The organism is Haloactinopolyspora sp. (genome assembly GCF_027324685.1).
Classification (GTDB): domain Bacteria; phylum Actinomycetota; class Actinomycetes; order Jiangellales; family Jiangellaceae; genus Haloactinopolyspora.
Genome location: NZ_DAHVSH010000022.1, coordinates 1 through 26,999, shown reverse-complemented (window position 1 = coordinate 26,999; position 26,999 = coordinate 1). Strand labels below are relative to the sequence as shown.

Genomic DNA, 26,999 nt, shown 5'->3' with positions numbered 1-26,999 from the left:
GACCGTGACGGTAGAGACGGCGCGATTGCCCGGCCAAGCACTCGTCCCCGAGGGCAACCGAGGGCAACCGGCAGGGCGTGTTTCAGGGTGCTCAGGGCGTGCCGGTGAGGCCGCCGCCGACAGCTAACCCGGCTGCGACAGTCATCTCGATCAACGACAGCCGATCATGAGCACCTGGCGGCGCGATAGCGCCGTAGCCGCCGCATGATCTCCGCCCGGAGCGCCCGAGCCACGCCGCTGGCGCCTCATGATCACCTCGCAGCGACGATCATGAGGCGACTGCGGTAGCGACCGTGAGTTCAGGCGTTCTGGACGGTTTCGAGGACGACCTCGGCGGGTGTGACGTCCTGGGCGTCGGCCTCGACGGAGCGTCGCAGTGCGGCGTGCAGGGTCGAGGGGGTGAGCACGCCCAGGTAGCGGTCGTCGTCGTCCAGCACGGCGATCCAGCCGGCGTTCCACTGCAACATCTCGGCGAAGGCGACCTTGAGGCTGTCGTCGAGGGCGACCCAGGCCTCCATCCGGCGGGCCTGGTCGCGCACGCGTCCCGGCGCCGAGGTCATCTCCTGACCGACCCAGCCGGCCAGGCGGCCTTCGGTGTCGAGGACGACCGCCCACCGCGACGGCTGCATCGCCGAGCCGGCTTCGGCCAGCGTGTCGTCGAGGTGAACCACCGGAGGGTGCTCCAGGTCGGCCTTCGTGACCGGGGTCACCGACAGCCGCTTCAGCCCGCGATCGGCACCGACGAAGTCGGCGACGAAATCGGTGGCGGGGGCGCCCAGGATCGCGGCCGGACTGTCGAACTGCTCGAGCAGCCCGCCTTGTTTGAACACCGCGATCCGGTGACCGAGCCGTACCGCCTCCTCGATGTCGTGGGTGACGAACAGGATCGTCTTGCGCACATCGTCCTGTAATCGCAAGAACTCGTCCTGCAGTTGCGAGCGGACGACGGGGTCGACCGCGCTGAACGGTTCGTCCATCAGCAGGACCGGCGGGTCGGCCGCCAGCGCCCGCGCCACCCCGACGCGCTGGCGTTGTCCGCCGGACAGTTCGTGCGGGTACCGCCCGCCGTGGACGGCCGGGTCGAGGCCCACCAGTTCCAGCAGCTCGCGGGCGCGCTCGCGGCAACGCCGGCCCGACCAGCCGATCAGCTCGGGCACAACGGCCACGTTGTCCTCGATGCTGCGGTGGGGGAACAGGCCGACGTTCTGGATGACGTAGCCGATGCCGCGGCGCAACTCCACCGGGTCGACATTCGTGACGTCGCGACCGTCGACGAAGATCCGTCCGCCGGTCGGCTCGACCAGGCGATTGACCATCTTCATCGTCGTGGTCTTGCCGCACCCCGACGGGCCGACGAGGACCACCAGCTCGCCGCGGCGTACGTCGAGGGACAGCTCGTGTACGGCCGTCGTGCCGTCCGGGTAGGTCTTGGATACGCCTTCGAGACGAATCATCAGCTCTTCGGTACTGTCGTGCGAATGGCGTTCCGCGGGCCCACTCATACCGCAACCCTGTCCGACGATTGCCTCGTTCGCAACGACTGGGTCTGCCCGGAGTATGTCCGCACCCGCTCGTCCGACATCGTCGACGCGCTCGTCGAGCACGTCGGAATCACCGCGGTCTCGGTACTCGGTGGATTCGTCCTGGCGCTGCTCCTGGCGGTGCTGGCGCGGCGGTGGCCCCGGTTGCGCGGCACGATCGTCGGCACGTCGACGGTGCTCTACACGATCCCGTCGCTGGTCATGTTCAGCCTGTTGTTGCCGATCACCAAGTTGACGGTGACGACGGTGATCGTCGGTCTCGTCTTGTACTCGTTGACCATCCTGGTCCGCGGGATTCTCACCGGGCTGGAAGGGGTTCCTCCCGAGGTCCGCGAGGCGGCGGTCGGGATGGGATACGACGGGCTACGCCTGCTGCGCAAGGTCGAGCTGCCGCTGGCGATGCCGGCCATCTATGCGGCCTTGCGGGTGGCCACGGTGTCGACAGTGGCGATGACCACCATCGGGATGATCGTCGGGCACGGCGGTCTCGGCAATCTGATCGACCGCGGGCTCGACAGCAACTTCAAAGCCGAGGTACTCACTGCGTCGGTGCTGTGCGTGGTGCTCGCGCTGGTCGCCGATCTGGTGCTGGTGGGCCTGCAACGCTGGCGCACGCCGTGGCGACGAGAGGTGAGCTGACATGGGTGCGCTGATCGACGCGTTCGGCTGGTTCGGCGATGGGGCGAACTGGCAGGGCCCGGCGGGCATACCGACACGGCTGGGCGAGCACCTGCTGGTCACGGTGGTGGCGCTAGCCCTGGCGTGTGCGGTCGCGTTGCCGATCGGGCTGTGGTTGGGTCATGTCGGGCGTGGCGGCACGCTGGCCATCAACATCAGCAACGTGGGTCGGGCGGTGCCCACGTTCGCCATCCTGGTGCTGCTGTTCCTGACCCCACTGGGCTTGTCGGTGTGGACGACCATCATCGCGCTGGTGCTCTTCGCCGTCCCGCCGATCCTCACCAACACCTACGTCGGCATGCGTGAAGTCGATCCCGATGCCCGCAACGCCGCGCTGGGGATGGGGATGAGCGCGTGGCAGGTCGTGCGCAAGGTCGAGCTGCCGCTGGCGGTACCGCTGATCATGACCGGTGTGCGGTTGGCCGCGGTCCAGGTGGTCGCCACGGCGACCCTCGCGGCGTTCGTCAGCGGGCCTGGCCTGGGGCGCATCATCACCAGCGGCTTCGGCCGTCAAGACCTGCCGCAGATCGTGGCCGGCGCCATCCTCGTCGCGGTCCTCGCGCTCGTCGTCGAGGGACTGATGGAGTGGGCGCAACGGGCGGCCGATCCGGTCCGCCGGGCGCGCCGGCGATCGGCCTCCGCGACATCGAGACGCGATCGTGACCCGGAAACCCTCGCTTCGCGGGAAGAGGCTGTCGGTGCTTCGTAGTTGACTGGTCGAACGCGGGCGCTGCCGGTGCTCGCCGGACACGCGTGGTGGCCCGCAGGCCGCCACGGGACACAGAAGGTGAACACCCCGGAAGGCGGTGCCAGATAGATGATCAAACGACGAATGCTCGCGGCCACGGTGGCCGGTGTGGGCTTGATGATGACGCTCGCGGCGTGCGGTGACAGCGACGACGTGTTCGACGAGGGCGGTGACGGCGGTGACGGCGACACGGCCGCCGAAGCCTCGGGTGAGCTGACCGTCGGCGGCGCGAACTTCACCGAGATGAACATCATGAAGGAGATGTACGCCGCGCTGCTCGAGGATGCCGGATTCACCGTCGACATTCAGGCCGTCGACAACCGGGAGATCTACTTGCCGGCGGTCGAAAGCGGCGAGATCGACATCGTGCCGGAGTACGCGGCCACGTTCGCCGAGTTCGTCAACGCGCAGATCAACGGTGCCGACGCGCCGCAGGACTCGCCGATCGCCACGACCGATGCGCAAGAGACCGTCGACGCGGCCCGGCCGCTGGCCGAAGAGATCGGCTTGGACATCCTCGAACCCGCCGAAGCGGCCAGCCAGAACGCCTTCGCCGTGTCGCAGGAGTTCGCCGATCAGAACGATCTGACCACGCTGTCCGACCTCGGTGAGCTCGGCGAGCCCATCACCCTGGCTGCGGTCGAGGAATGCCCCGACCGGCCGTTCTGTGAGCCAGGGCTGGAAGAGGTGTACGGCATCGACATCGTGGATCCGCCGCTCGCGCTCGGGTTCAGCACGACGCAGACCAAGCAGGCGGTTCAGCGCGGCGACGCGCAGCTGGGGCTGGTCGGCACCACCGACGGCACTCTCGAGCAGTTCGGGCTGGTCCTCCTCGAGGACGATCAGCAGTTGCAGCTGGCCGACAACCTCGTGCCGGTGGTGAATACCGACACTGCCGGCGATGATGCCGTCGCCGAGGCGCTGCAGCCGCTGACCGAGACGTTGACCACCGAAGACCTCGCCGCCTTGAACGCGCAGGTCGACGCCGAGCGGCAGCAGCCGGCGGACGTCGCCGTCGCCTACCTCGAGGAGAAGGGACTGCTCTGAGCGCACTCGACGTCCTCGACTGGCGCCGCCGGGTCCACGCGCTCTACGCGCGGGTCCGGGCCGAGACGGACCCGGCGCAGGCACACGCCGCGTGGGTGGCCGAGCGCGACGAGCTGTTCCGCACCCACCCGGCGTCGCCGGTACCGGCCGTCGACGGCGTCAGGGCCGGGTTGCGGCATGCTCCGTACGACCCGTCGCTGCGGTTCGTCGCGCCGGTCGACACCGACGTCGACCCGCACCGGCTGGAGGTCCAGACGGCCACGGACGGACTGGTGCCGTTCGAGCGGGTGGGCCGGCTGCACCTGCCGGTCGGCGACCTCGACGTCTGGTGGCTCGACTCCTACGGCGGCGGCGTGTTCGTCCCCCTCAAGGACGCCTCCGCGGGGCGGGCCACCTACGGCGGCGGGCGCTACCTGATCGACACCGTCAAGGGCGCCGACCTCGGCGGCACCCCGGCCGACGGCCTCGTCGTCGATCTCAACTTCGCCTACAACCCGTCGTGCGCCTATGACTCCGCCTGGGCCTGCCCGCTCGCGCCGCCCGGCAACACCCTGGCCACCGACGTGTCTGCTGGTGAACTCCTGCCTCCCACGCCCGAGCGTCGGTAGCGGTAGCCTCGGATCCCGTGGACCAGGACTCGCTTTTCGCCCCTCCCGGGGAGGCCTGGCAGCAGGTGTCGCACAAGCTCGTCGACCTGCGCCGGCTCGTCCTCGTCGTGACGTTGACGCCGCTCACCGCAGCGTTGGCGGTCGGGTTGGGGATCCTGCTCGGCGGCTGGGGCGTGGCCGCGGCCATCGCGGCGGGTCTGGCCGGTCTCGCGTTCGGGCTGTGGCTCATCCCGCGCAACTGGCGCGCCTGGGGCTACGCCGAGCGGCTAGACGACCTCTTGGTCACCCGAGGGGTGATGTACCGGCAGCTCACCGTCGTGCCGTACGGGCGGATGCAGTACGTCGACGTCGCCTCCGGTCCGCTGGAACGGCGGTACGGGTTGGCGACCGTCCAGTTGCACACGGCTTCGCCGGCCACGGATGCCAAGATTCCCGGCCTGCCGACGGCCGAAGCCGCTCGGCTACGTGATCGGCTGTCCGAGCTGGGTGAGGCGCAGGCGGCCGGATTGTGACCGACGTCTCCCGGGATCCCGGCGGAACGCCCGCGCACTTCAAGCGGCTGCATCCGCTGACCCCCCTGCTGCGCGGCTGGGCGTTCCTGGCAGCGGCGATCGGCTTCGGCGGGCAGGATGCGCTGCGCTCGGGCGACATGGGTCGCTTCGGTCTCACCGTCGTGGGAATCGCGGTGTTGGGCATGATCACCGGGCTGGTGTCGTGGTGGTTCACCCGGTACGGGTTCGACGGTGATGCGTTGCGTATCGACTCCGGTGTCCTGAATCGAAGGTCGCGGCGTGTACGGCTGGACCGGCTGCAGGCTGTCGACATCAACCGTCCGCTCGCCGGGCGGCTGCTCGGGGTTTCCGAACTTCGCCTCGAAGTGGCCGGCGGAGGCAAGGCCGAGGCGCCGCTGCAGTACCTGGCCGTCGACGACGCCATCCGGTTGCGGGCCGAGCTGCTCGCCCGCGCAGCCGGTATCGATGCCGACACCCCGGAGGCGCCGGAGCGGGTGGTGCACGAGGTGCCGCTCGACCGGCTGGTGTGGTCGACCGTGCTGTCCAGCACGTTCGCCTTCGGTGTGCTGATGCTGGTCGGTATGGCGGTCGCGTTCGCGATCGTGCCGGACCGGCGTGCCATCGTGAGCGTGTCGTGGTCGGTCCTGCCCGGCATGATCGCGATCGGGGTGGCGCTGTGGAATCAGCTCGGCCGCAACTTCGGGTTCGTCCTCGCCGAGTCGCCGGACGGGTATCGCATCCGTAAGGGGTTGCTGGATACCCAGCACCAGACCGTGCCGCCGGGGCGCGTCCAGGGAGTAGCGATGCGCCAGCCGTTGTTATGGCGGTGGAAGGGCTGGGTGAAGCTGGACGTGGACGTCGCGGGGTACGCGGGTGACTCGACCGAGGACGTCGGGCGCACCTCCACGCTGTTGCCGGTGGCGACGTACGACGAGGCGGCTGCGGTGCTGCGGTACGTCGTGCCGGGTGCCGACCCGCTGGCCGTACCGACCGAGCCGGCGCCGCGCCGGGCCCGGTATCTGCGCCCAGTGGGCTGGAAGCGGCTGGCGTACGGGTTCGACGAGCACGTCGTGGTCGTGCGCGAGGGGATTCTCTACCGCAACGTCACCGTCGTGCCGCACGCCAAGACGCAGAGCGTGCGGGTGACTCAGGGGCCGGTGCAACGACGCCTCGGTCTGGCGACGGTGCGGGTGGACACCACGCCCGGCCCGGTCGACGCGGTGATCCGCCACCGGTTCGCCACTGAGGCGCGCACCATCGTCGAAGAGCAGGCCGAGCGGGCCCGACTGGCGCGCAAGGCCGATATTCCAGAACAATGGATGTCGCGGCGCTCGGTTCCCCCGGATTCCGCGAGTCCCGACGGTGACGCCGACGGTGACGGTCAGCCGGCCGCATCGATCGAGCGAGACCAGGAGTAGACGTGTACCGCACCATGATGAAGAGCAAGATCCACCGGGCCACGGTGACGCATGCCGACTTGCACTACGTGGGTTCGGTCACCGTCGACGAAGACCTCCTCGACGCGGCAGATCTGCTGCCCGGCGAACAGGTCGACATCGTCGACATCACCAACGGCGCGCGGCTGACCACCTACGTCATCGCCGGTGAGCGGGGCTCAGGGGTCATCGGCATCAATGGTGCCGCGGCCCGGCTCGTCCAGCCCGGCGACCTGGTGATCCTCATCAGCTACGGCGTGTTCGACGACGCCGAGGCGCGGTCGTTGACGCCGCGCGTCGTGCATGTCGACACGGCGAACCACATCGTCGGCGTGGGGCAGGACCGGGCCGAGCCCGCGCCGGGCGCGCTGGGGCAGCTCCGCGGCGACATCCCGGCCGCCTGACGCCGGCGACCATGCGGCAGGATGGGGCGGTGCCGAACGACACCTCGCTCACACCCCGTCAAGTCGCTGACGCACACGTCGAGACCCTCGCCGACCTCAATCCCATCGTCGGCACGCAGCTGGGTATCCGCCCTGGTGTCGACGCCCTGCCCGACTTCGGTCCCGAGGGCCTCGAGGCGATCGCCGCGGCCGAACGGTCCACGCTGGCCGATCTCGATGCCGCCGAGAAGGCCCCCGACTTGGCACCGACCGAGCGCCGCGCGGCCCGCCTGCTGCGCGAACGGCTGACGACGTCACTGGCCCTGCACGACTCCGGTGAGTACCTGCGCCAGGTCAACAACCTGTTCTCTCCGGTGCAGGCGCTGCGACTGGTGTTCCTGCAAATGCCGACCGCCGCGCCGCAGGACTGGGACGTGATCGGCCGGCGGCTGCGGCGCGTGCCCGAGGCCGCCGGCAGCTACCGGGCCGCACTGGAAGCCGGCGTTGGGCAGGGACTGCACGCGGCGCCCCGGCAGGTCGAAACGGTGGTCGGGCAGATCGACGCATGGCTGGACGCGGACTGGTTCGTCTCGTTCGTGGCGGACGGGCCGGCCGATCGCCGCGATGAGCTGACCGCGGCCGCGCGTGAGGCCGGCCGTGGGTTCGCCGAGCTGCGGCAGTATCTGGTGACGTCGTACCTGCCCGCGGTGGCCGACACTCCGGACGCCGTCGGGCGCGAGCGGTACGCCCTGGCCGCGCGTCGCTGGACCGGCTCCGCACTCGACCTCGAAGACGCCTACGCCTACGGGTGGGAGGAGTACCGGCGGCTGAGCGAGGAGATGCGCGTGGCTGCCGAGGCGGTCCGGCCCGGGCACACCCCGTCGGCCGTCATGGGTTACCTCGACGAACACGGTGCGGCGATCGACGGCGTCGAGGAGGTCCGGGACTGGCTGCAGCGGCTGATGGACGAGGCGATGGCCGACCTGGACGGCACGCACTTCGACCTGGCCGACCGGGTCAAGACCGTGGAGGCCCGGATCGCCCCGCCCGGCGGCGCCGCAGCACCCTATTACAGCCGCCCGTCGCTGGATTTCACCCGGCCAGGACGCACGTGGTTACCGACTCTCGGCGCTGAACGGTTCCCCACCTGGAACCTGGTGAGTACCTGGTATCACGAAGGCGTTCCGGGTCATCACCTGCAACTGGCGCAGTGGGCGCACCTGGCCGACCAACTGTCGCGCTACCAGGTCAGCATCGGCTCGGTGAGCGCCAACACCGAGGGCTGGGCGTTGTACGCCGAGCGGCTGATGGACGAACTGGGATACCTGACCGACCCGGCGCGCCGCCTCGGCTACCTCGACGCGCAGATGATGCGGGCCATCCGGGTGATCATCGACATCGGGATGCACCTGAAGCTGCGTATCCCGCGGACCGAGCACTTCCACCCCGGCGAGGTGTGGAGCCCGGAGCTCGCCCGGGAGTTCTTCGCCGCGCACAGCGGCCGTGATCAGGCGTTCATCGACTCCGAGCTGGTGCGCTACCTGGGCGCACCCGGCCAGGCCATCAGTTACAAACTGGGCGAGCGAGCCTGGCTGGCCGGACGCGAGGCGGCCCGAGCCGCGCAGGGTGATGCTTTCGACCTCAAGGCGTGGCACATGGCTGCGCTGTCGCTGGGTTCGCTCGGGCTCGACGACCTCTCCGACGAACTGGCTCGCCTGCCGTGACACCCGGAGCGCAGCGTTGATCACCGTCCTCAACTACGCCGTCATCGTCGCCTCGCTCGCCTACGCCGCATGGGCGCTGGTCGCCGTGGTCACCGGCCGCCCGCCGCGCGAGCCGTACGTCATCGGCGCCGGAGTCGTCGAGATCCTGATCCTGCTGCAGGTCGTGATCGCGATCGTGATGATGTTCGTCGACGGTGCTCCGGACGAGACCGCCACGTTCATCGGCTACCTGCTCACGGTCGTGGTGGTGCTTCCGCTCGGGTTGTTCTGGGCCTTGGCCGAGAAGACCCGGTGGGGTTCGGCCGTGCTGGTGGTGGCGGCGTTGGTGATCCCGGTACTGGTGGTCCGGCTGGACCAGATCTGGTCGGCAGGCGCGGCGTGAGCGAGCAGGCGGCGCACCGCGCCAGCGGGCCGGGTCGGTTGCTGGTGGCCGTCTATGCCGTGTTCGCGCTGGCGGCCAGCGCCCGGGCCGGGGTGCAGATCGCGACGAAGTTCGACGAGGCACCGTTGGCGTACCTGCTGTCGGCGTTCGCGGCGGTGGTGTACATCGTCGCGACCGTCGCGCTGGCCAGAGACGATGCGACCTCGCTGCGGGTGGCGCTGGTGGCGTGCTCGGTCGAGCTGGTCGGCGTGCTGGTGGTGGGCACGGTCACCGTCGTCGATCCCGGCGACTTCCCGGACGACACGGTCTGGTCGATGTACGGACGCGGCTACGGCTTCGTCCCGCTGGTGCTACCGGTTCTCGGCCTGTGGTGGCTGCGGCGCCGATGGCGGGCCAACCGCTAGCCTGCCTCGCGTGAGACGTAGGGACCGGCTGTACGCGTGGATCCGCGCGCATCCGCTCGTGCCCGACACCGCGCTGGCCGCGCTGTTGTTCCTCATGGTGGGCGTGCCGTCCGGGTACCGGTACGCCGACGGCACGGCTCACGTCATCCTCGCGACCGTCACTGCTCTCGGGCTGGTGTTCCGCCGGGTACGACCGGTCGCGTCCTTCGCGGTGGCCGCCGGGTGCGCGTGCGTGCAATGGGCCGCGGGAATCGATCTGACGCCGGCCAACGCCTTGTTGCTCCTGGCCTTCTACTCGATCAGTGCGTACGGGCCCCAGTGGGCCAGCCGCGCCGGACTGGGCGTCGGCCTGCTCGGCGCGGCGCTGGCGGGAGCGCGTTACATCGCGCCGTACTCGGACCTGAAATCGATCGTGTTCAGTGTCGTCGCCCTCAGCGCATTCGTGGTGGGGGCGTGGGCGCTCGGTGACGTGCGCAGGGTTCGCCAGGCCTACGTCGCCGAACTGGTCAACCGGGCTCAGCAGGCCGAACGCGAACGTGACCAGCAGGCCAAGATCGCCGTCGCGGACGAGCGGGCGCGGATCGCGCGTGAGATGCATGACGTCGTGGCCCACAATCTGTCGGTGATCGTCGTCCAGGCCGACGGCGGGCGCTATGCCGCCGAGCAGGACCCGAAAGCCGCCCTGCAGGTGCTCGAGACCATCGGCGACACCGGACGTGGGGCGCTGGCCGACATGCGGCGGCTGCTGGGCGTGTTGCGCGCACCGGAGGATTCCGGTGAGTTGGGCCCGCAGCCCGGCCTCGTCCTGCTGCCTGACCTGATCGCCTCGGTCCGCAAGGCCGGGCTCGACGTCGACTTCGGCGTAGACGGCGAACCGCGGGCTCTCGGGGCCGGGGCGTCGCTGGCGGTGTACCGAGCGATTCAGGAAGGACTGACGAACACGCTCAAGCACGCCGGACCGCACGCCCGCAGCCGGGTTCGGCTGGCCTACGATGCCGAACGGCTCACGGTCGAGGTGTCCGACGACGGCCCCGGCGCGTCGGCGTCGTCGTCCGCTGGCGGTCCGGGGCACGGCCTGATCGGCATGCGCGAACGTGTCGAGGCCTTCGGTGGCGAGGTCATGGCCGGGCCAGGCCCCGAGGGCGGATGGCGAATCCGGCTGACCATGCCGTACGACGATGGGAAGTGAGGGCGCGGTGCCGGTCAAGGTGTTCTTGGTCGACGATCAGCAGCTCGTTCGGGCCGGGTTCCGGATGGTGATCGAGTCCCAGCCCGACATGGAGGTGGTCGGCGAGGCCGGCGACGGCGACGAAGCCGTGCACGCGCTGGCGGCGACCTCGGCCGATGTCGTCCTGATGGACGTGCGGATGCCCGTGCTCGACGGCGTGGCGGCCACCCGCCGGCTGCGCCAGCGTGCCCAGGCGCCGAAGGTCGTCGTCCTCACCACGTTCGACTTGGACGAGTACGCGTTCGCTGCGATCAAAGCCGGCGCGAGCGGGTTTCTGCTGAAGGACGTACCGCCACCGACGCTGCTCGACGCGATCCGGTCGGTGCACTCCGGGGACGCCGTCGTGGCTCCGAGCACGACGCGGCGGCTGCTGGAGCGGTTCGCCACGCACCTTCCCGACGATGCGCTAGCCGCGTCGTCGACCTGGGAGCGCCTCACCGAGCGCGAGCACGAGATCGTCGCCGAGGTGGCCCGCGGGCGGTCCAACGCAGAGATCGCTGCCGCGCTGTTCGTCACCGAGGCGACCGTCAAGACCCATGTCGGGCGCATCCTGGCCAAGGTGGGGCTGCGCGACCGGGTGCAGTTGGTCGTGTTGGCTTATGAGACCGGCCTGGTCCGGCCGGGGTCTGCCTGAGCGGTCTGGGCGGGAACCCTGCGCGCTGCCGGGGAGGCGAGCAGACCGATGACGGCGGCGACCGCGACGACGCTGAGCGCTTGCAAGACACCCTGGTGGTCGCCCAGCCAGCCCAGCACGGGCGGCCCGGCGAGGAAGGCGGTGTAGCCGATCGATGCGACGACGCTGACTCTGGCCGCTGCGCGGGCGGGGTCGTCCGAGGCCGCACTCATCCCCAGCGGGAATCCCAGTGAGGCGCCCAGGCCCCAGATCACGATGCCCACCGCGGCGATCGGCAGAGCAGAGCCGAAGACCACGAGCAGGACACCGACGGTGGCCATCGAGCCGGTGAGCCGCAGCACGAAGAGCCGCCCGAATCGATCGATCAGGTTGGAGCCGACCACCCGCCCGACCGTCATCGCGGTCACGAAGATCGCGAAGCCACCGGCGCCCACGGCGTTGCTGACGTCGTAACCGTCGACCAGGCCCAGGGCCAGCCAGTCGTTGGCGATCCCCTCGATCAGGGCGAAGCTCAGCACCAGGACGCCGACGGCCAGCGTGCGAGGCTCGCGCCACGCGGTCCAGACCGACACATCCGCGGGCCGTTCCACGTCGTCGTCGGCCTCGACGGCACGTGGCAGGAAGTTTCTCACGGCCACCAGGGTCGTGGCGGTGACCAGCACACCGGTGGCCACGAGGTGCGCGACCACCGTGACGCCCAGCGCGGTGGCGCCCGCGCCCACGCCGGCTCCGACCACCGTTCCCAAGCTGAACGCGGCGTGGAACCGCGGCATGATGGTCCGCCCGATCAGGCGCTCGACCGCCGCGCCTTCGACGTTCATCGCGACGTCCCACCCGCCGGAGCCGAAGCCGAGGGCGGCCAACCCGGCCGCGGTGAGCAGGACACTGTCGACCGCGCCGCTGCCGATGCCGGCGAGGACGAGCCCGACGCCGACGATGACGGATCCGCCGGCCACGGTGCGGGCCGCGCCGATCTTGCTGATGACGAACCCCGCGGACGGTAACGCCAGCAGCGAGCCGACGGCCAGCGCCAGCAACATCCGGCCCAGGTCGCCGGCGGTGATGCCGAGCAGATCGCGCACGTGCGGGATCCGCGACATCCAGGTGGCGATGGCCATGCCGTTGACGGCAAACACGATGGCCACAGCGTTGCGGGCGGAGTAGGGCACCAGAGTCCTCAGCGAAGGATCGAATCGATTCGAGTCAACTTCGATATTCTCCGTTGCGTCATAGGCTGGGCGCAACTCGGATTCTGGGGAGCGAGATCGTCATGGGTGAGCGCGTCACCCTCGCCGGCGTGGCCGCGCGGGCCGGCGTGTCGCCGTCCACGGCCTCGCTGGCGTTCAGCGGCTCCGGGCCCGTCGCGGCGGCCACCCGCGAGCGTGTCCTGGACGCCGCGCGTGAACTCGGCTACCTGGGCCCGGACCCCATCGCGAGATCGTTGCGCCGGGGCCGCTCCGGCATCGTCGGGGCCTTGATCGGGGAACGACTGCTCTACGCCTTCCGCGACCCGGTCGCAGCCGCCCTGCTGGACGGCCTGGCCGAAGCCCTCACGCCGGAAGGCACCGGTCTGCTTCTCCTCTCCGGCGACGCGGCCCGCACCGGGCCCACGCCGGAACAGGTGTCGCGCATGCCCGTCGACGCCGTCGTGTTCGCGACCTGCGGTGCCGACGACGACCCGCTGCTCGACGTGTTCCTGAGCCGGGGCGTGCCCATTGTGGCCGTCGACGGCCCGGACCGGCCCGACCTCGTATTGCTCGACGTCGACGACTACGGCGGCACTCTCGACCTCGCCCGGCATCTGGCCCAGCTGGGTCATCGGCGGGTGGGCGTGGTGACGCTGCCGCTGCGCCTGGACGGCCGGAGCGGCCCCGTCGACGACGCCCGGCGGGCGGTCATCGGCTTCGCCGACTGCCGGCACCGCCTGGCCGCGGTCGAAGACGTCTTCGGCCCGGTCGAGGTCACCGAAGCCTCCGCGAATGACATCGACGAGGGCCAACGCGTGGCCCGGCAGCTGCTCACCCGGCAGCGGCCGACCGCCGTCGTCGCCCAGAGCGACCTGCTCGCCGTCGGGGTCATGCGGGCCGCAGCGGCGATGGGCATCGACGTCCCGGCCGATCTCAGTGTGGTCGGATTCGACGGCATCGACACCCCGTGGCTGGGCGAGCACACGCTGACCACGGTGGTGCAGCCGAGCGCGGAGAAAGGCCGGACCGCGGGGCAGATGGTGACGCGCTTTCTCGCCGGGGAACGTCCCGACAACGTCCGCTTGCCGGTCCGCGTGCACATCGGGTCGACCTCGGCGCCGCCGTACGACCTTGGTCGTACGACAGGTGCGGACTGACGGCTGACGACTCGCGCCGCGGTCACGACGAGGCTGGACGGCGTGACGATACCGACTGACCGCCACACCAAGGCCGCGAGCGCTGTCGCGGACGCCGTCCGCGCCGAAGCGCTCACCAAGATCTACGGCACCGGGGACACCGCCGTGCGCGCGCTCGATCACGTCGACGTCAGCTTCCGCGCCGGGCGGTTCACCGCCATCATGGGCCCGTCCGGATCCGGCAAGTCCACGCTCATGCATTGCCTGGCCGGGCTCGACGCCGCCACGTCCGGGCGCGTGGTGCTCGGCGGAACCGACCTGAGCGGGCTCGACGACACGGCGCTGACGCTGCTGCGCCGCGACCGGGTCGGCTTCGTCTTCCAGGCGTTCAACCTGCTGCCGACGTTGGACGCGAAGGCGAACGTGCTGCTGCCGCTCCGCCTGGCCGGCCGGCAGCCGGAACCGGAATGGTTCGACACGGTGGTCGACGTCCTCGGCCTACGGGACCGCCTCGGTCACCGCCCCAGCGAACTCTCCGGTGGCCAGCAGCAACGGGCCGCCATCGCCCGCGCCCTGATCACCCGGCCCGACGTCGTCTTCGCCGACGAGCCGACCGGGAACCTCGACTCCCGCTCGGGCATCGACGTGCTCGACCTGCTGCGCACCAGCGTCCGCGACCTGGGCCACACCGTCGTGATGGTCACCCATGACCCGGCTGCAGCCGCCTACGCCGACCGCGTCGTCCTCCTGGCCGACGGCCGGGTCGCGGGCGAGATCGACGAACCGACCGTGGACACCGTCATCGACGGCTTGCGCGAGTTGGGAGGCTGACCATGTTCGGGATCACGATGGCGCGGCTACGCGCGCACCCACGGCGGCTCGTCCTGACCACGGTGGTCGTGGTGTTGTCCGTGGGGTTCACCGCCGGAACCCTGATCCTGGCCGACTCGCTGAACCAGGCCGCCTCCCTCCAGGAGATGCCGGACGCGAAACACCTGGAGGTCCCGCTGTTGATGCTCGGCGCCGTGGCGCTGATCGTCGCTGCGTTCGTCATCGCCAACACGTTCCGCATCCTGGTCGCCCAGCGCACTCGGGAACTGGCGCTGCTGCGTACGGTCGGGGCGACCCGACGGCAGGTACGCACGGGCGTGCTGGTCGAGTCCGCGGTGGTCGGGGCGCTCGGCAGTGCGGCCGGGCTGGCGTTGGGCGCGGTGAGTGCCGCCGGCATCGGGCGGGCACTCAGCGCCGATCACGGGTCGATGCCGTTGGTGGTCTCAGCCTCCACCGTCGTCGCGTCGATGCTGGTCGGGATGCTCGTGACGGTCGGGTCCGCGGTCGCGCCCGCGGCCGCGGCGACCAGGGTGGCGCCGCTGGCCGCGGTACGCGCGGTGCCGGACGGGGTGGACAGCCCGGGCGCCAGGCGCCGGCAAACCGGCGTCGGGCTCACGTTGATCGCCGTCGGTGTCGCCGGGCTGGGCCTGGGCGTGTCGGTGGGGCTCGGGGCCGGCATCGTCGTGGTCGTGTTCGCTGCTGCCGTGTGTTTCCTGGGCATCCTGCTGCTCGGGCCCCGGATCGTGCCGCCCATGCTGCGCATCACGGGGGCGCTGGCGGGACGAGCTGCCGGGCGGGGGCGGTCCACGGTGGAGCTGGCGACGGCGAACTCGGTACGCCATCCACGGCGGGCGGCGGCGACGTCAGCGGCGCTGATGATCGGGGTGACCATGGTGATCGGTTTCGTCACCGTCGCCGAGTCCGCCCGGGCCAGCGTCGGTGTCGTGCTGGACGCGCGGGTACCGGCCGATTTCGTGCTGAGTCCGGTCGAACCCGGGGGCCTGTCCGACGAGGCGATCCGCGCCGTCGACGACCTGCCTGAGACCGGCGCGAGCGTGGAGCTCTACACCGCGATCGTCGACACCGGGGAAGTGGGCACGGTGGAGGTGCTCGGTACCGACCTCCAGCGCTGGGCGCAGATCGCCCAGCTGGACGGCGACGGAAACATCGCCGACATCGCGGCCGGTGACGTCGCGATCGACGGCGGCACGGCCGACGAGTTCGGGCTCGGCGTCGGTGACACCGTGACCGTCTTCGGCCAAGAGTTGCCGATCGGCTACATCGTGGACACCCGGACCATGTACCACACGGGCTTGGTCCTGGCGCCGGCGACGTTCCGGGCCTTGGCGCCGGAGGCGGCGTCGGGGCCGGAGTACTTCGCCGTGGACACCGCCGACGGCGTGTCCCCGTCGCGCGCGCACGCTGCCATCGAGGAGACGTTGCAGGCCTGGCCGGACATCATGCTCCGCAACCACGTCGAGGCCAAGGAACGGTTGAACCGCGGCCTCGACCAGACCGTCAGCGTCGTCGTGGCCATCCTCGGTGTCGCGGTGATCATCGCGGTCATCGGGATCGCCAACACGCTCTCGCTGTCGGTGCACGAACGGCGGCGCGAGATCGGGGTGTTGCGGGCGGTCGGCCTGACCAAGGCCCAGACCATGCGCCTGCTCGGTGTCGAAGCCGTGTTGACCGCGCTCGTGGGGGCGTTGACCGGGGTCACCGTGGGGGTGGGGTTCGCGTTCGCGGCGGTGCTCAGCATGGAGCGGATGATCTTCGTGGTGCCATGGGGCTACGTAGCGCTGACCTTCGTGGTGGCCGGAGCGCTCGGCGCGGTGGCCGCACTCGGTCCCGCGCGCCGTGCCGCCCGGATGTCACCGGTGGTCGCGCTGGCAACGGAATGATCGGGTTCGCCGTTCGAGGTTGGTCAGATGTTGCGTTGGCCGATGGTGAAGCGGCCGTGGTCGACGATCATGGGTCAGTTGTGGCGCTCTGGCTGCTGATCATGGGTCGCCTACGGCGTCATCGCGCCGGTACCGACTCATGATCACCGGATCGTCGACCACGATCTTCGCTTAGCCTTGTCGTTTGTGAGCGAGGAACGTCCGGCCCGTCTCGAGGTGGGCGTGGTCGGGACCGGCCGGGTCGGAGCCGTCCTCGGCGCCGCCCTGGCCGAGGCAGGGCACCACGTGGTCGCCGGGTACGGAGTCTCATTGACCAGCCGCACCCGAGCCGGAGCCTTGTTGCCCGGGGTGCCGCTGGTCAGCGTCGACGAGGTGTTCGCCCGGTCGGGGCTGGTGTTGCTCACCGTGCCCGACGACGTGTTGCCGGCCCTGGTCGACGGGTTGGCGAACACCGCCGCGGTGCGGGCGGGACAGCTGATCGCGCACACCAGCGGCCGGTACGGCATCAGCGTGCTCGACCCCGTGACGCGCGCTGGCGCGCTGCCGTTGGCCCTGCACCCCGCGATGACGTTCACCGGCACGTCGGTGGATCTGCAGCGCCTGGCCGGCGCGACCTTCGGGGTCACGGCCCCCGAGCCGTTGTGGCCGGTGGCCGAGGCGCTCGTGGTCGAGATGGGATCCGATCCCGTCCGGATCGCCGAGGAACACCGGCCGCTGTATCACGCAGCGCTGGCGCACGGCGCCAATCACCTGGTGACGCTGGTGAACGACGCGATGGACCTGTTGCGGGTGGCTGACGTGGCCGAACCGGACAAGGTCCTGGGGCCGCTGCTGTCGGCGGCTCTGGACAACAGCATGCGCCAGCAGGACGACGCGCTCACCGGGCCCGTGGCGCGCGGCGATGCTGGCACCGTCGCCAGCCACATCCGGTACATCGACCAGACGTTGCCCGAGGCCACGGGCGCCTACGTGGCGCTGGCGCGGCGCAGCGCGGCTCGGGCCCTCGCGGCCGGACGGCTGAAGGCGAGCGACGCCGAGGCGCTGCTCGACGTGCTCGCCGACGTCCCTCGGGAACCACCGCGATGACTTCGGCTAGTCAACGAGAAATGTTATCGTGCGGCGGGGGCGACTGATGATCGACAGATGCACTCGACTCACGGAGCGACGTACGTGCAACGGACGACCAAGCGCCACTGCCGCGGCGCGGTCATTGCCGTGGCCGCTGCGTCGGTCCTGCTCGCCGGCTGCGGCGGGAACGATGAACCCGCCGGACTCGATGCCGACGCGTCGGCGTCCAGCACGCCGGAGGACACTGCAGCGCCGGACGACTCCCCGGCGGAATCCGAAGGGGGCGACCCCACTGCCGCGGCCACGCCGACGACCCACGAGTTCGCCGACGCCGGTGTGACCGTGGTGGCGCCTGCGGCGTCGTCGCCGGCTGAGGAGGCCGCCCTGGCCACCTACGTCGAGTTCGCCCACCAATGGCGCAAGTCGCTCCATGATGCCCAGCTCAGCGAGATGCTGCCAGGCCTCGCGGCCCCGTCCATCGTCGAGAGCGTCAAGGATTCGCTGGATTACCAGACGAAGAACGGCATCCGTTATGGCGGCGAGATGGTCATCGAGCCGACCATCGAGAACAGCGGCGACAACGTGGTCATCCTCGGGGGATGCGTCGACGGCTCGGGTATGACGCTGATCGATGACGGTGAGGAGCGCCCGCCGGACGGCGTCGAAGAGAACCCGCTGATCCCGATGAACGTCGTGATCGGGAACAGCGGTGCTGGGTGGATGGTGAACGAAAACACACTGCACGAGGACGAATCATGCTGACGAAACGACACCTGGCGCCGCTGCGCGTCACCGTTCTGGGAGCTACCGCGGCGTTGGTCGCCTCCGTGGGTGTCACCGCCGCCGTCACGCCGGCCACTGCTGACCAGTCGCTGCAGTGCGGCATCAGCGGCTGCGGCAACGACGACGATGACGGCGGTTCCACCCCTGGCGTCGAGGACGGCGCCGTGAGCATCCGAGTGTGGGGAACCGCCACCACCGGAGGCCGCGACGGTTACGACCTGCCGCCCGAGACCGTCGTCGTGCTGCCGCCATGCCGCTACATCCAGGGCTTGACGGGCAAGGAGTACTACGACCACGTCGAGAAGTTCGGCAACGGCCGCGACACCGAAGGCCGGCCCATCCCGCCGTACGAGGGGTACGAGAAGTACAAGGACGACACCGAGGGTCACTGGTGGGGAGGCATGTGCGACAGCGGTGACTTCGACGGCGACCTCGACGAGTTCTTCGACTACTCCGACGAGTGGTTCGACGAGAACGAAGGTTTCTACGTCGAGGCCGGCGACCCGCCGCCGGTGCCGCCGATTCCGCCCGAGGTGCTCGTCGAGGTCGCCTACGACGAGATGACCCTGCCCGAGCCCGAGATCGGCTGGAACCCGAAGCGCGACGGCGACGGCGCCACGTTCGTCAACGTCGACACCTGGCTCTGGCTCGACGACGGCCCGGTGGCGCTCGAGATCAACGCCGAGGCCGGCGACAACGTCGCGCGGGTCGAGGCCACGCTCGGGTCGATGAACTTCTCCGCGCCGAACGCCGCGCCGGTGTCCTGTAGCGGTACGGGGGTCGAGTGGAGCCCGGGCGCGGCGTCCACCGACTGCGCCCTCGTGTTCGAACGCTCCAGCGCGAACCAGCCGGGACAGGTGTCGCGAGTGACCGCCGAGAGCCACTGGGACATCGAGTGGTTCGCCAACGGCGAGCCCCGGGGCGCCCTCGACCCGCAGACCACGACGGCGACCTTCGACGTCCCCGTCGCGGAAGTGCAGACAGTCGTCACCGAATGAACCAAGCGACGGCGCCGGCCGTCACGCGCACACGCGACGAACTGGTCGATGCCCTCTCGGCCAGCGAGACGGCCAGCGCCGTCGTCATGACGCTGGGCGCGTTGCACGACGGCCATCGGGCGCTCATCTCGGCAGCGCGCGAGACCGTCGGCGCCGACGGCACCGTGATCGTCACGATCTTCGTGAACCCGTTGCAGTTCGGCGCGGACGAAGATCTGGACCGGTATCCACGCACGTTGGACGCCGACCTGGCCGTCTGTGCCGACGAGGGGGTCGACGTCGTGTTCGCCCCTGGCGTCCGCGACGTCTACCCCGACGGCGAACCGCAGGTGAGCATCGATCCGGGCCCGTTGGCACTTGAGCTCGAAGGGGCCTCGCGCCCCGGGCACTTCGCCGGCGTGCTGACGGTGGTGGCGAAACTGCTCAACCTGACGGTGCCGACGTTTGCGATGTTCGGTGAGAAGGACTACCAGCAGTTGACGCTCGTGCGCCGGATGGTCACCGATCTGGAGATGCCCTACGAGATCGTCGCGGTCCCCACGGTTCGTCAGGCCGATGGGCTCGCGCTGTCCAGCCGCAACCAGTACCTGTCCGCGCAGCAGCGCCGCCAAGCCGTGGTGTTGTCGCGGGCGTTGACCGCGGGCGCCGATGCTGCGACCGGTGGCCGAGCGGCCGTGCTCGCCGCGGCGCGGGCCGAGCTGGACACCGAGCCCGGCGTCGAGGTGGACTATCTCGAGCTCCGCGGGCCCGACCTGGAACCCGAGGTCGAGCACGGGCCGGCCCGGCTGTTGGTGGCCGCCCGGGTGGGAACCACCCGGCTCATCGACAACGTCGCGGTCAATCTGGCGTGACGGACCATGTCCGAGGCGGCGTAGGCTTCTTCGGCGTGACCGGACTACGCGTGGCCCGCCAGCTACCGGCAGAGCAGCCTGGGTGGACGGTGTCGGCCGACGTCGTCGTCGTCGGCAGCGGCATCGCCGGGCTGACCGCAGCGCTCGAAGCGCGCAAGGCCGGGCGGGTGCTGTTGGTCACCAAGACGCGGCTCTCCGACAGCGCGACGGCCTGGGCTCAAGGTGGTATCGCCGCGGCGCTCGGACCCGAAGACAGCCCCGATCAGCATCTACAGGACACGCTGGTGGCCGGGGTGGGATTGTGCGACGAGGCCGCGGTACGCACGTTGGTCACCGAGGGGCCGCGCCGGGTCCGGGAGCTGGCCGCGCTCGGCGCGGAGTTCGAACGCACCGCCGACGGCGCCATCGCACTCACTCGCGAGGGCGGTCACGGGCAGGACCGCATCGCTCATTCCGGCGGCGACGCCACCGGGAAAGAGATCTCCCGTGCCCTGCTCGATGCGTTGCACGCCGTACGCGAAGACCCCGCGATCGACGTCTACGAGCACGCGTTGATGACCGACGTGCTCACCGATGCCAGCGGGCGTGCCTGCGGGGTCGGCCTGCACGTGCTCGGCGAGGGCCGCCGCGGCGGCATCGGCGCCGCCCTGGGCCGCGCGGTCGTGCTCGCGACGGGCGGGCTCGGGCAGGTGTACGCGTCGACCACCAACCCGTCGGTGGCCACCGGCGACGGCGTGGCCGCGGCGCTGCGTGCCGGTGCCGAGGTGGCCGACCTGGAGTTCGTCCAGTTCCATCCCACCGTGCTGTGGCTCGGCCGCTCGGCGAAGGGACAGCAGCCGCTGATCTCGGAGGCGCTGCGCGGTGAGGGCGCGGTGCTGCGCGACGTGGAAGGGCGGCGGTTCATGCTCGGCCGGCACGACCTCGCCGAGCTCGCTCCGCGTGACGTCGTCGCCAAGGGCGTGGTGACGGCGATGGCCGAGACCGGTGCTGAGCACGTCTGGCTCGACGCCCGGCATCTGGGCGCCTCGTTCGTCGAGGAACGCTTCCCCACCATCGTGGCGCGCTGCCGCTCGTTCGGTATCGATCCGGCTCGAGACCTGGTTCCGGTGGCCCCGGCGCAGCATTACGCCAGCGGCGGCGTCCGCACCGACTGGCGGGGACGGACCACGGTGCCCGGCCTCTACGCCTGCGGCGAGGTGTCGTGTACCGGCGTGCACGGCGCCAACCGGCTGGCGTCGAACTCTCTGCTCGAAGGTCTGGTGTGGGGCCATCGGATCGCTGCCGACCTCGTCGAGACCCTCGCCGACGCGCACCCGGGCGATCCCGTCGACCGCGGCGGCAGCCAGGTCCTGCTCGACGCCGACGCCCGCCCGTTCATCCAGTCGGCCATGACCACCGGCGCCGGGGTCGTCCGGTCGGAATCCTCACTCACGACACTGGCCGCGCGGCTCGCGACCCTGACGACTTTGGCCGACGGGCCGGATTCCACCGTCGTACCGGCGCCGGATTCGTGGGAGACCACCAACCTGCACGCGGTGGCCGTTACGCTCGGTCGGCATGCCGCAATTCGTGAAGAGACACGGGGCGGACATTGGCGTGCGGACTTCCCGGAACGTGATGACGAACGCTGGCGCGCCCATTTGGTCAGCGTCGTCGACGCGGACGGTGTCCTGACGACGAGATATGAGCCGATGAAGGAGTCAGCATGAGTGTGCCCGAGCCCGTCGTTCTCGCCTTGCGCGAGGCGGGCCTCGATCCGCTGTACGTCGAAGACCTGATCCGGGCCACAGTGGAGGAAGATCTCGGTGGCGGCGCCGACGTCACGTCGCAGGCCACCATCGCCCCGGACCAGCGAGCCAGTGCCGTGCTCGAAACCCGCGAGGCGGGCATCGTCGCCGGACTGCCGGTCATGGAGGCGGTTTTCGCCGCGGTCGCCGGCGACGACGTGGAGCTGGAGCGGCACGTCGCCGACGGGGACGCCGTCGGGGCCGGTTCGAAGATCCTGAGCGTGCATGCCCGTACGCGGCATCTCCTGCTCGCCGAGCGCACGGCGCTCAACCTGGGTAGCCGGTTGTCGGGCATCGCCACCGCGACCCGGCGGTGGGTCGAGGCGATCGCTGGTACCGGCGCGGTCGTGCGCGACACGCGCAAGACGATGCCGCTGATGCGCCCCCTGGACAAGTACGCCGTGCGGGTGGGCGGCGGACAGAACCACCGCTCCACGTTGTCGGAGTCGGCGCTGATCAAAGACAACCATGTGGCGGCGGCCGGTAGCGTCACCGCGGCCTACCAGGCCGTGCGTACGGCTCACCCGGACTTGCCCATCGAGGTGGAGGTCGACGACGTCGCGGACGCGATCGCCGCCGTCGAGGCCGGAGCCGAGCTCGTCCTGCTGGATAACTTCACCGTCGACCAGGTGGTCGAGGCCGTCGAGGCCGTGGACGGCAGAGCGCGGCTGGAAGTCAGCGGCGGGCTGACCGTCGAGCAGGCGCCGGCGTATGCCGCCACCGGCGTGGATTACCTGGCCACCGGCGCGCTGACGCATTCGGTGCGTGCCTTGGATCTGGGCCTCGAGGTCGTGGCCGTGGCCGGAGGTCAGTGACGACGATGCTGCTCGCGATCGACGTCGGTAACACCGAAACTGTCGTCGGGCTGCTCGACGGGACGACCATCGCCCGCCACTGGCGCGTGGCCACTGAGGCACGCCGGACGGCGGACGAGATCATGGTGCTCCTGCGCGGGCTGTTCGACGGCGGTGACGACGTCGACGGCATCGCTGTGTGCTCCACGGTCCCGGCTGTGCAGCGCGAGATGCGCCAGCTGATCCAGCGCTACTTCGACGACGTGCCGTCGTTGTTGGTGGAACCGGGTGTGCGCACCGGGGTCCCGGTGCTCATGGACAACCCGCGCGAGGTCGGCACCGACCGCATCGTGAACTCGCTGGCGGCCACCCACTTGTATGGCGGCCGGCCGTGCATCGTGGTGGACTTCGGCACCGCGACGACGTTCGACGTCGTCTCCGCGCGGGGCGAGTACGTCGGCGGTGCCATCGCTCCGGGGATCGAGGTGTCGCTGGAGGCTCTGGGCAAGGCAGGCGCGCAGCTACGGCGGGTCGAGCTGGTGCGGCCCAGGTCGGTGATCGCGAAGAACACCGTCGAGGCCTTGCAGTCCGGGGCGCTGTACGGCTTCAGCGGTCAGGTCGACAACATCGTCACCCGGATGGCCGCCGAGCTCGGGGTGGGGCTCGACGGGCTGACGGTCATCGCCACCGGTGGGCTGGCGCCGTTGGTCCTGGACGAGTCGACGACCATCGACGAACACGAGCCGTTGCTGACTCTCATCGGGCTGCGCCTGGTGTTCGACCGGAACCACCAGTGATGTCACCCACCGGACCGAGGTGTTGCAGCTTGTCCGGGTTGATGACGTTGTGCAGCGCCTGAATCCGGTTGTCGGCCACGATCAAGGACATCACGCCGACAACTCCGTCATCGGTGTGCACCGCGATTCCCGGCGCACCGTTGACGTGTACGAACTCGTACCGCACGGTCAGCCGATCGCCATACCGGACCAGGCCCGCGAGGAACCGGGCCACCTGGAGAGACCCGGTGACCGGAACGCGCCGGGCCGGTGCCTGACCGCCACCGTCGCCGTGGAACATGACGTCGTCAGCCAGCAGGCGTTCGAGTTCGTCGATGTCGCCGGTACGGCAGGCGCGCAGGAACTCTTCGGCCAGCCGATCGCGCTGTTCGCGGGACGGCTCGAATCTGGGCCGGCGCTCCTCGACACTGCGGCGGGCGCGCGTCATGAGCTGGCGGCAGTTGGCCTCGCTGCGTTCGACGATCCGGGTGATCTGCTCGTAGTCGTACTGGAAGACCTCGCGGAGCAGGAACACCGCGCGTTCGAGGGGTGAGAGCGTCTCGAGTACGACGAGGAACGCCGACGACAGCGTGTCGGCGGTCTCGGCGCGCATCGCAGGCTCGTCGCCGCTGGTCAGCCATGGCTCGGGGAGCCACGGTCCCACGTAGCGTTCTCTCCTGACGCGCGCGGAGCGCAGGGCGTCGATGGCCAGTCGAGTGGTGACCGTGGTGGCGAATGCCTCGGGGGACTCGATCTGCGTGCCGGTGCTCGCGGCGGTGTGCATCCGGACGAATGCGTCCTGGACGACGTCCTCGGCCTCGGCGACGCTGCCGAGCATGCGGTAGGCGATGGAGAACATCAGCGGCCGCAGCGAGTCGTGGACTACTGCGAGGTCGGTCACATCTGAATACAACCACGGGCTCGGATGTCACAGGGGCGCCGGCCGTCTCGTCGGCCGGGGTGAGAAGGGAGATCTCACCATGCGTATCTTTCTGGCCGGAGCCACCGGCGTCATCGGTCGCCGTCTCGTCCCTCTGTTGGTCGCGGCTGGGCACGAGGTCGTCGGCACGACCCGGTCGGCGAGCAAGGCAGACGAGTTGCGCGCCGCGGGAGCCGAGCCGGCCGTCCTCGACGCGCTGGATCGTGACGCCGTGCTGAAGGCGGTCGATGCCGCCGCACCCGACGTCGTCGTGCATCAACTCACCGCCATCGACAAGACCGACTTCAAACACTTCGACCGTGCGTTCGCCTTGACCAACCGGCTGCGCACCGAAGGGCTGGATCATCTGCTGGCGGCCTCACTCGCGGCGGGGGCACGCCGCTTCGTGGCCCAGAACTTCATCGGGTGGTCCAACGAGCGCAGCGGCGAATCGGTCAAGACCGAGGACGACCCGCTGGCCGCCGCCCCCGCCGGAGAGTCGAGCGAGTCGCTGGCCGCGATCAAGTACATCGACCAGACGATCACGACGACACCCGGCATCGAGGGGTTGTCGTTGCGTTACGGCTTCTTCTACGGTCCCGGCACCAGCCTGGGGATCGGCGGCGAGAACGTCGAGATGGTCCGAAAGCGGCAGTGGCCGATCGTCGGTGGAGGCGCCGCGATCTGGTCGCTGATCCACATCGACGACGCAGCGCGAGCGACGGTCGCGGCGATCGAGAGGGGAGCGCCGGGCGTGTACAACATCGTCGACGACGACCCCGCACCGGTCCGCGACGTGGTGACCGTTCTCGCCGATGCCATCGGCGCGAAGCCGCCACGGCGGGTGCCGGTGTGGATGGCGCGTCCGATGCTCGGCGGCTTCGGCGTGGCCGCGATGACGTCGCTGCGCGGATCGTCGAACGCGAAGGCGAAGCGTGAACTCGGGTGGAAGCCGGAGTACTCGAGTTGGCGTGAAGGCTTCCGAACCGCGCTCGGCTGATCTGGCAAACCGGCCCGATACGATCGCCGCGTGGCAGTTCCGGCGCCGTACGACGAATGGTTTGGCCCACAGGCTTTCGACGCCACTTACGGGTACGACGAAGCCGGCCTGCGACGGGTAGGCGCACCGCCGGAGCCGGCCGGCTTCGCCGAGTTCTGGTCCGATCTGTACCGGGCGGCCATGAAGGTCGACCCGGCAGCGTCGGTCCGGCCGGTTCCAGGCCCGCCGGGCCTGGACGTGTTCGACGTCGAGTTCACGTCGCTGGGAGACGTCCGGATCGGTGCGTGGCTGGTCGTGCCGGCCGGCCGCGAGGTCCGGACCGCGGTGGTGGTCGGGCACGGCTACGGTGGCCGCAGCGCGATCGACCTGGACTTCGTCCCCGACGGCGCTGCCGCCATCTTCCCGGTGGCCCGCGGGCTGCCAACGCGCAGCTTGGTGGACGGCATCCCGTCCACCGGAGCCGAACACGTGCTGCACGGCATCGAGTCGGCGTCGACCTACGTTCACGGCGGTTGCGCTGCTGACATCTGGTGCGCGGCGACGGTCCTGCTCGATGCGTTGCCCACTTCTGTTGTGCGGCTGGGTTATGTGGGCGGCAGTTTCGGTGGGGGCATCGGTGCTCTGGCCTTGCCGTGGGACGAGCGCTTCACGGCCGGCGCCTTGTACGTGCCGAGCTTCGGCAACCACGACCTACGGTTGACGATGCCGTGCACCGGCAGTGGGGAGTCGGTGCGCCGGTATGTGGCCGCGCATCCGGAGGCTCGTGAGGTGCTGCGGCTGTTCGACGCCGCCACCGCTGCGCTCCGGCTGCGGATTCCGATGTTGGTCGCTCCTGCCCGGTGGGACGGCGCCGTGCCGCCTCCGGGACAGTTCGCCGTCCACAACGCCGTCGCCGGGCCGCGCGAGACTTTCGTACTGTCCGCTGGTCATGCGTCCTACCCCGGTGAGGAAGAAGAGCACGACCGGCTGGCTGCTGCGGTGCGCGATTTCCTCAGCAGATAACTCTTGGCTGGGGTTGTCGTTGTGCTGGTCGCGTTGGGTTCGTGATCGTTTTGTGATGGCTTGGCTGCAGCTTGACGGTAGTGATTCGAACATGTGTCTGGTAGCGTGTGGGCATGTTCGACAGTTGGGACGATCAAGACGACGGGCCGGGTGGGTGTCTGCCTGGTCCGGAGGTTGTCCCGGCTGTTCCTGACTATTTGGCTGCGCGGGATGCGGCCTGGTGCCCGGATGATGATGCCGCGGTCGTGGGTCTGCCCGGCGAGGTCGACGGTGGTGTTGGCCCGGCTGAGGGTGATGGGGTTGATCCGGGGGTGTGGCGGGACCTGGTCGCGGCGGTTGATGGTGGGTCGTGGCTGGTGGCGCCTGATGAGGGTGTGCCGGTGGTGATGGTCGCTGACGGGCGGGGTCGGCGGTATCCGACGGTGGCCGGGGTGACACCGGGCGCCGACCTGGCCGACGCGCTGGAGCGCCTCACCACCGCTGCGGGGGCGAGTGGTGGCGTGACCGGGTCTGGTTTCCCGTCTGGCGTGTCGTTGTCGGGGGTGGGTGATGTGGAGTTGGGTGAGGTGGTGGGGGCGTGTCAGCGGTTGGGGTCGTGGGCGCGTGCGGTGCAGGCGGTGGTGGTGGGTGAGTTGTCTCGG

General features: G+C 70.1%; 27 protein-coding genes and 1 pseudogene. 25 read left to right on the top strand and 3 right to left on the bottom strand.

Annotated features, from left to right (window positions below; translation table 11 throughout):
• Positions 1-299: 299 nt before the first annotated feature.
• Entirely contained in the window at positions 300-1,454 is a 1,155-nt protein-coding gene (locus M6444_RS03225; RefSeq protein WP_363326220.1) for a betaine/proline/choline family ABC transporter ATP-binding protein, read from the bottom strand.
• A 24-nt stretch (positions 1,455-1,478) separates the two neighbouring features.
• On the opposite strand from M6444_RS03225, the gene M6444_RS03220 reads away from it, so the two are divergent.
• The 12 genes from M6444_RS03220 (at position 1,479) to M6444_RS03165 (ending at position 11,325) form a co-directional block, all read left to right on the top strand.
• A complete protein-coding gene (locus tag M6444_RS03220) occupies positions 1,479-2,180 on the top strand; it encodes an ABC transporter permease (RefSeq protein WP_298323100.1) in 702 nt (233 codons plus the stop codon).
• A gap of 1 nt (position 2,181) precedes the next feature.
• Positions 2,182-2,928: an ABC transporter permease gene (locus M6444_RS03215; protein ID WP_298323097.1), complete on the top strand. Its 747-nt coding sequence runs from the start codon at positions 2,182-2,184 to the stop codon at positions 2,926-2,928.
• A gap of 108 nt (positions 2,929-3,036) precedes the next feature.
• Positions 3,037-4,014: an ABC transporter substrate-binding protein gene (locus M6444_RS03210; protein WP_298323094.1), complete on the top strand. Its 978-nt coding sequence runs from the start codon at positions 3,037-3,039 to the stop codon at positions 4,012-4,014.
• Positions 4,011-4,622 carry a DUF1684 domain-containing protein gene (locus tag M6444_RS03205; protein ID WP_363326219.1) on the top strand — a complete coding sequence of 204 codons (612 nt, stop codon included), beginning with the start codon at positions 4,011-4,013 and terminating at the stop codon, positions 4,620-4,622. Before M6444_RS03210 ends, M6444_RS03205 begins: the two co-directional genes overlap by 4 nt.
• A gap of 17 nt (positions 4,623-4,639) precedes the next feature.
• Positions 4,640-5,134: a PH domain-containing protein gene (locus M6444_RS03200; RefSeq protein WP_298323091.1), complete on the top strand. Its 495-nt coding sequence runs from the start codon at positions 4,640-4,642 to the stop codon at positions 5,132-5,134.
• Positions 5,131-6,552: a PH domain-containing protein gene (locus M6444_RS03195; protein ID WP_298323089.1), complete on the top strand. Its 1,422-nt coding sequence runs from the start codon at positions 5,131-5,133 to the stop codon at positions 6,550-6,552. Before M6444_RS03200 ends, M6444_RS03195 begins: the two co-directional genes overlap by 4 nt.
• 2 nt (positions 6,553-6,554) lie before the next feature.
• The gene (gene panD, locus M6444_RS03190) at positions 6,555-6,974 is read left to right on the top strand and encodes an aspartate 1-decarboxylase (RefSeq protein WP_298323087.1); all 420 of its coding nucleotides are present in this window, start codon (positions 6,555-6,557) and stop codon (positions 6,972-6,974) included.
• 11 nt (positions 6,975-6,985) lie between these two features.
• The gene (locus M6444_RS03185; RefSeq protein WP_363326218.1) at positions 6,986-8,677 is read left to right on the top strand and encodes a DUF885 domain-containing protein; all 1,692 of its coding nucleotides are present in this window, start codon (positions 6,986-6,988) and stop codon (positions 8,675-8,677) included.
• 16 nt (positions 8,678-8,693) lie between these two features.
• Positions 8,694-9,059: a hypothetical protein gene (locus M6444_RS03180; protein WP_298323082.1), complete on the top strand. Its 366-nt coding sequence runs from the start codon at positions 8,694-8,696 to the stop codon at positions 9,057-9,059.
• The gene (locus M6444_RS03175; RefSeq protein ID WP_298323080.1) at positions 9,056-9,463 is read left to right on the top strand and encodes a hypothetical protein; all 408 of its coding nucleotides are present in this window, start codon (positions 9,056-9,058) and stop codon (positions 9,461-9,463) included. The genes M6444_RS03180 and M6444_RS03175 overlap by 4 nt, the downstream gene beginning before the upstream one ends.
• Positions 9,464-9,473: 10 nt before the next feature.
• Positions 9,474-10,652, top strand: a complete 1,179-nt coding sequence (locus M6444_RS03170; RefSeq protein ID WP_298323077.1) for a histidine kinase — start codon at positions 9,474-9,476, stop codon at positions 10,650-10,652.
• The gene (locus M6444_RS03165) at positions 10,642-11,325 is read left to right on the top strand and encodes a response regulator transcription factor (RefSeq protein WP_298323075.1); all 684 of its coding nucleotides are present in this window, start codon (positions 10,642-10,644) and stop codon (positions 11,323-11,325) included. Before M6444_RS03170 ends, M6444_RS03165 begins: the two co-directional genes overlap by 11 nt.
• Here M6444_RS03165 and M6444_RS03160 read toward each other — a convergent pair.
• The gene (locus M6444_RS03160; RefSeq protein ID WP_298323071.1) at positions 11,289-12,494 is read right to left on the bottom strand and encodes an MFS transporter; all 1,206 of its coding nucleotides are present in this window, start codon (positions 12,492-12,494) and stop codon (positions 11,289-11,291) included. The two genes, M6444_RS03165 and M6444_RS03160, sit on opposite strands and share 37 nt — an antisense overlap.
• A gap of 101 nt (positions 12,495-12,595) precedes the next feature.
• On the opposite strand from M6444_RS03160, the gene M6444_RS03155 reads away from it, so the two are divergent.
• The 10 genes from M6444_RS03155 to M6444_RS03110 all read left to right on the top strand — a co-directional run bounded on the left by M6444_RS03155 (position 12,596) and on the right by M6444_RS03110 (position 23,458).
• Complete coding sequence (locus M6444_RS03155) at positions 12,596-13,669, top strand: LacI family DNA-binding transcriptional regulator (protein WP_298323066.1); 1,074 nt, start codon at positions 12,596-12,598, stop codon at positions 13,667-13,669.
• Positions 13,670-13,711: 42 nt separating this feature from the next.
• On the top strand, positions 13,712-14,479 hold the full coding sequence (locus tag M6444_RS03150) for an ABC transporter ATP-binding protein (protein WP_298323063.1): 768 nt from the start codon (positions 13,712-13,714) through the stop codon (positions 14,477-14,479).
• Positions 14,480-14,481: 2 nt separating this feature from the next.
• Positions 14,482-16,380, top strand: coding sequence for an FtsX-like permease family protein (locus M6444_RS03145; RefSeq protein ID WP_298323060.1), 1,899 nt, complete (start codon positions 14,482-14,484; stop codon positions 16,378-16,380).
• Between the two features lie 186 nt (positions 16,381-16,566).
• Complete coding sequence (locus M6444_RS03140; RefSeq protein WP_298323056.1) at positions 16,567-17,466, top strand: DUF2520 domain-containing protein; 900 nt, start codon at positions 16,567-16,569, stop codon at positions 17,464-17,466.
• Positions 17,467-17,523: 57 nt separating this feature from the next.
• Positions 17,524-18,210, top strand: a complete 687-nt coding sequence (locus M6444_RS03135) for a hypothetical protein (protein WP_298323053.1) — start codon at positions 17,524-17,526, stop codon at positions 18,208-18,210.
• Positions 18,204-19,229, top strand: a complete 1,026-nt coding sequence (locus M6444_RS03130) for a hypothetical protein (protein WP_298323050.1) — start codon at positions 18,204-18,206, stop codon at positions 19,227-19,229. Before M6444_RS03135 ends, M6444_RS03130 begins: the two co-directional genes overlap by 7 nt.
• Positions 19,226-20,080: a pantoate--beta-alanine ligase gene (gene panC, locus M6444_RS03125; protein ID WP_298323047.1), complete on the top strand. Its 855-nt coding sequence runs from the start codon at positions 19,226-19,228 to the stop codon at positions 20,078-20,080. Before M6444_RS03130 ends, panC begins: the two co-directional genes overlap by 4 nt.
• Positions 20,081-20,115: 35 nt before the next feature.
• Complete coding sequence (locus tag M6444_RS03120; protein ID WP_298323045.1) at positions 20,116-21,789, top strand: L-aspartate oxidase; 1,674 nt, start codon at positions 20,116-20,118, stop codon at positions 21,787-21,789.
• Complete coding sequence (nadC, locus tag M6444_RS03115) at positions 21,786-22,682, top strand: carboxylating nicotinate-nucleotide diphosphorylase (RefSeq protein ID WP_298323043.1); 897 nt, start codon at positions 21,786-21,788, stop codon at positions 22,680-22,682. The genes M6444_RS03120 and nadC overlap by 4 nt, the downstream gene beginning before the upstream one ends.
• Positions 22,683-22,687: 5 nt before the next feature.
• Positions 22,688-23,458, top strand: coding sequence for a type III pantothenate kinase (locus M6444_RS03110; RefSeq protein WP_298323040.1), 771 nt, complete (start codon positions 22,688-22,690; stop codon positions 23,456-23,458).
• On the opposite strand, the gene M6444_RS03105 is transcribed toward M6444_RS03110, so the two are convergent.
• Positions 23,418-24,338 (bottom strand): RNA polymerase sigma-70 factor, encoded by a 921-nt coding sequence (locus tag M6444_RS03105; protein WP_298323037.1) that lies wholly within the window; start codon positions 24,336-24,338, stop codon positions 23,418-23,420. The two genes, M6444_RS03110 and M6444_RS03105, sit on opposite strands and share 41 nt — an antisense overlap.
• Before the next feature lie 79 nt (positions 24,339-24,417).
• On the opposite strand from M6444_RS03105, the gene M6444_RS03100 reads away from it, so the two are divergent.
• The 3 genes and pseudogenes from M6444_RS03100 to M6444_RS03090 form a co-directional block, all read left to right on the top strand.
• Positions 24,418-25,356 (top strand): NAD-dependent epimerase/dehydratase family protein, encoded by a 939-nt coding sequence (locus M6444_RS03100; RefSeq protein ID WP_298323034.1) that lies wholly within the window; start codon positions 24,418-24,420, stop codon positions 25,354-25,356.
• A gap of 30 nt (positions 25,357-25,386) precedes the next feature.
• Positions 25,387-26,358 (top strand): acetylxylan esterase, encoded by a 972-nt coding sequence (locus M6444_RS03095; protein WP_298323031.1) that lies wholly within the window; start codon positions 25,387-25,389, stop codon positions 26,356-26,358.
• Positions 26,359-26,471: 113 nt separating this feature from the next.
• Positions 26,472-26,999, top strand: a pseudogene (locus M6444_RS03090) (hypothetical protein); the annotation flags it as partial.

What these genes read in the sequence shown, in the direction of transcription:
- M6444_RS03225 (WP_363326220.1), bottom strand. Translation starts at nt 1,454, where the DNA reads ATGATTCGTCTCGAAGGCGTATCCAAGACCTACCCGGACGGCACGACG.
- M6444_RS03220 (WP_298323100.1), top strand. Translation starts at nt 1,479, where the DNA reads ATGGCGTTCCGCGGGCCCACTCATACCGCAACCCTGTCCGACGATTGC.
- M6444_RS03215 (WP_298323097.1), top strand. Translation starts at nt 2,182, where the DNA reads ATGGGTGCGCTGATCGACGCGTTCGGCTGGTTCGGCGATGGGGCGAAC.
- M6444_RS03210 (WP_298323094.1), top strand. Translation starts at nt 3,037, where the DNA reads ATGATCAAACGACGAATGCTCGCGGCCACGGTGGCCGGTGTGGGCTTG.
- M6444_RS03185 (WP_363326218.1), top strand. Translation starts at nt 6,986, where the DNA reads ATGCGGCAGGATGGGGCGGTGCCGAACGACACCTCGCTCACACCCCGT.
- M6444_RS03165 (WP_298323075.1), top strand. Translation starts at nt 10,642, where the DNA reads ATGGGAAGTGAGGGCGCGGTGCCGGTCAAGGTGTTCTTGGTCGACGAT.
- M6444_RS03155 (WP_298323066.1), top strand. Translation starts at nt 12,596, where the DNA reads ATGGGTGAGCGCGTCACCCTCGCCGGCGTGGCCGCGCGGGCCGGCGTG.
- M6444_RS03145 (WP_298323060.1), top strand. Translation starts at nt 14,482, where the DNA reads ATGTTCGGGATCACGATGGCGCGGCTACGCGCGCACCCACGGCGGCTC.
- M6444_RS03135 (WP_298323053.1), top strand. Translation starts at nt 17,524, where the DNA reads ATGCACTCGACTCACGGAGCGACGTACGTGCAACGGACGACCAAGCGC.
- M6444_RS03130 (WP_298323050.1), top strand. Translation starts at nt 18,204, where the DNA reads ATGCTGACGAAACGACACCTGGCGCCGCTGCGCGTCACCGTTCTGGGA.
- panC (WP_298323047.1), top strand. Translation starts at nt 19,226, where the DNA reads ATGAACCAAGCGACGGCGCCGGCCGTCACGCGCACACGCGACGAACTG.
- nadC (WP_298323043.1), top strand. Translation starts at nt 21,786, where the DNA reads ATGAGTGTGCCCGAGCCCGTCGTTCTCGCCTTGCGCGAGGCGGGCCTC.
- M6444_RS03110 (WP_298323040.1), top strand. Translation starts at nt 22,688, where the DNA reads ATGCTGCTCGCGATCGACGTCGGTAACACCGAAACTGTCGTCGGGCTG.
- M6444_RS03100 (WP_298323034.1), top strand. Translation starts at nt 24,418, where the DNA reads ATGCGTATCTTTCTGGCCGGAGCCACCGGCGTCATCGGTCGCCGTCTC.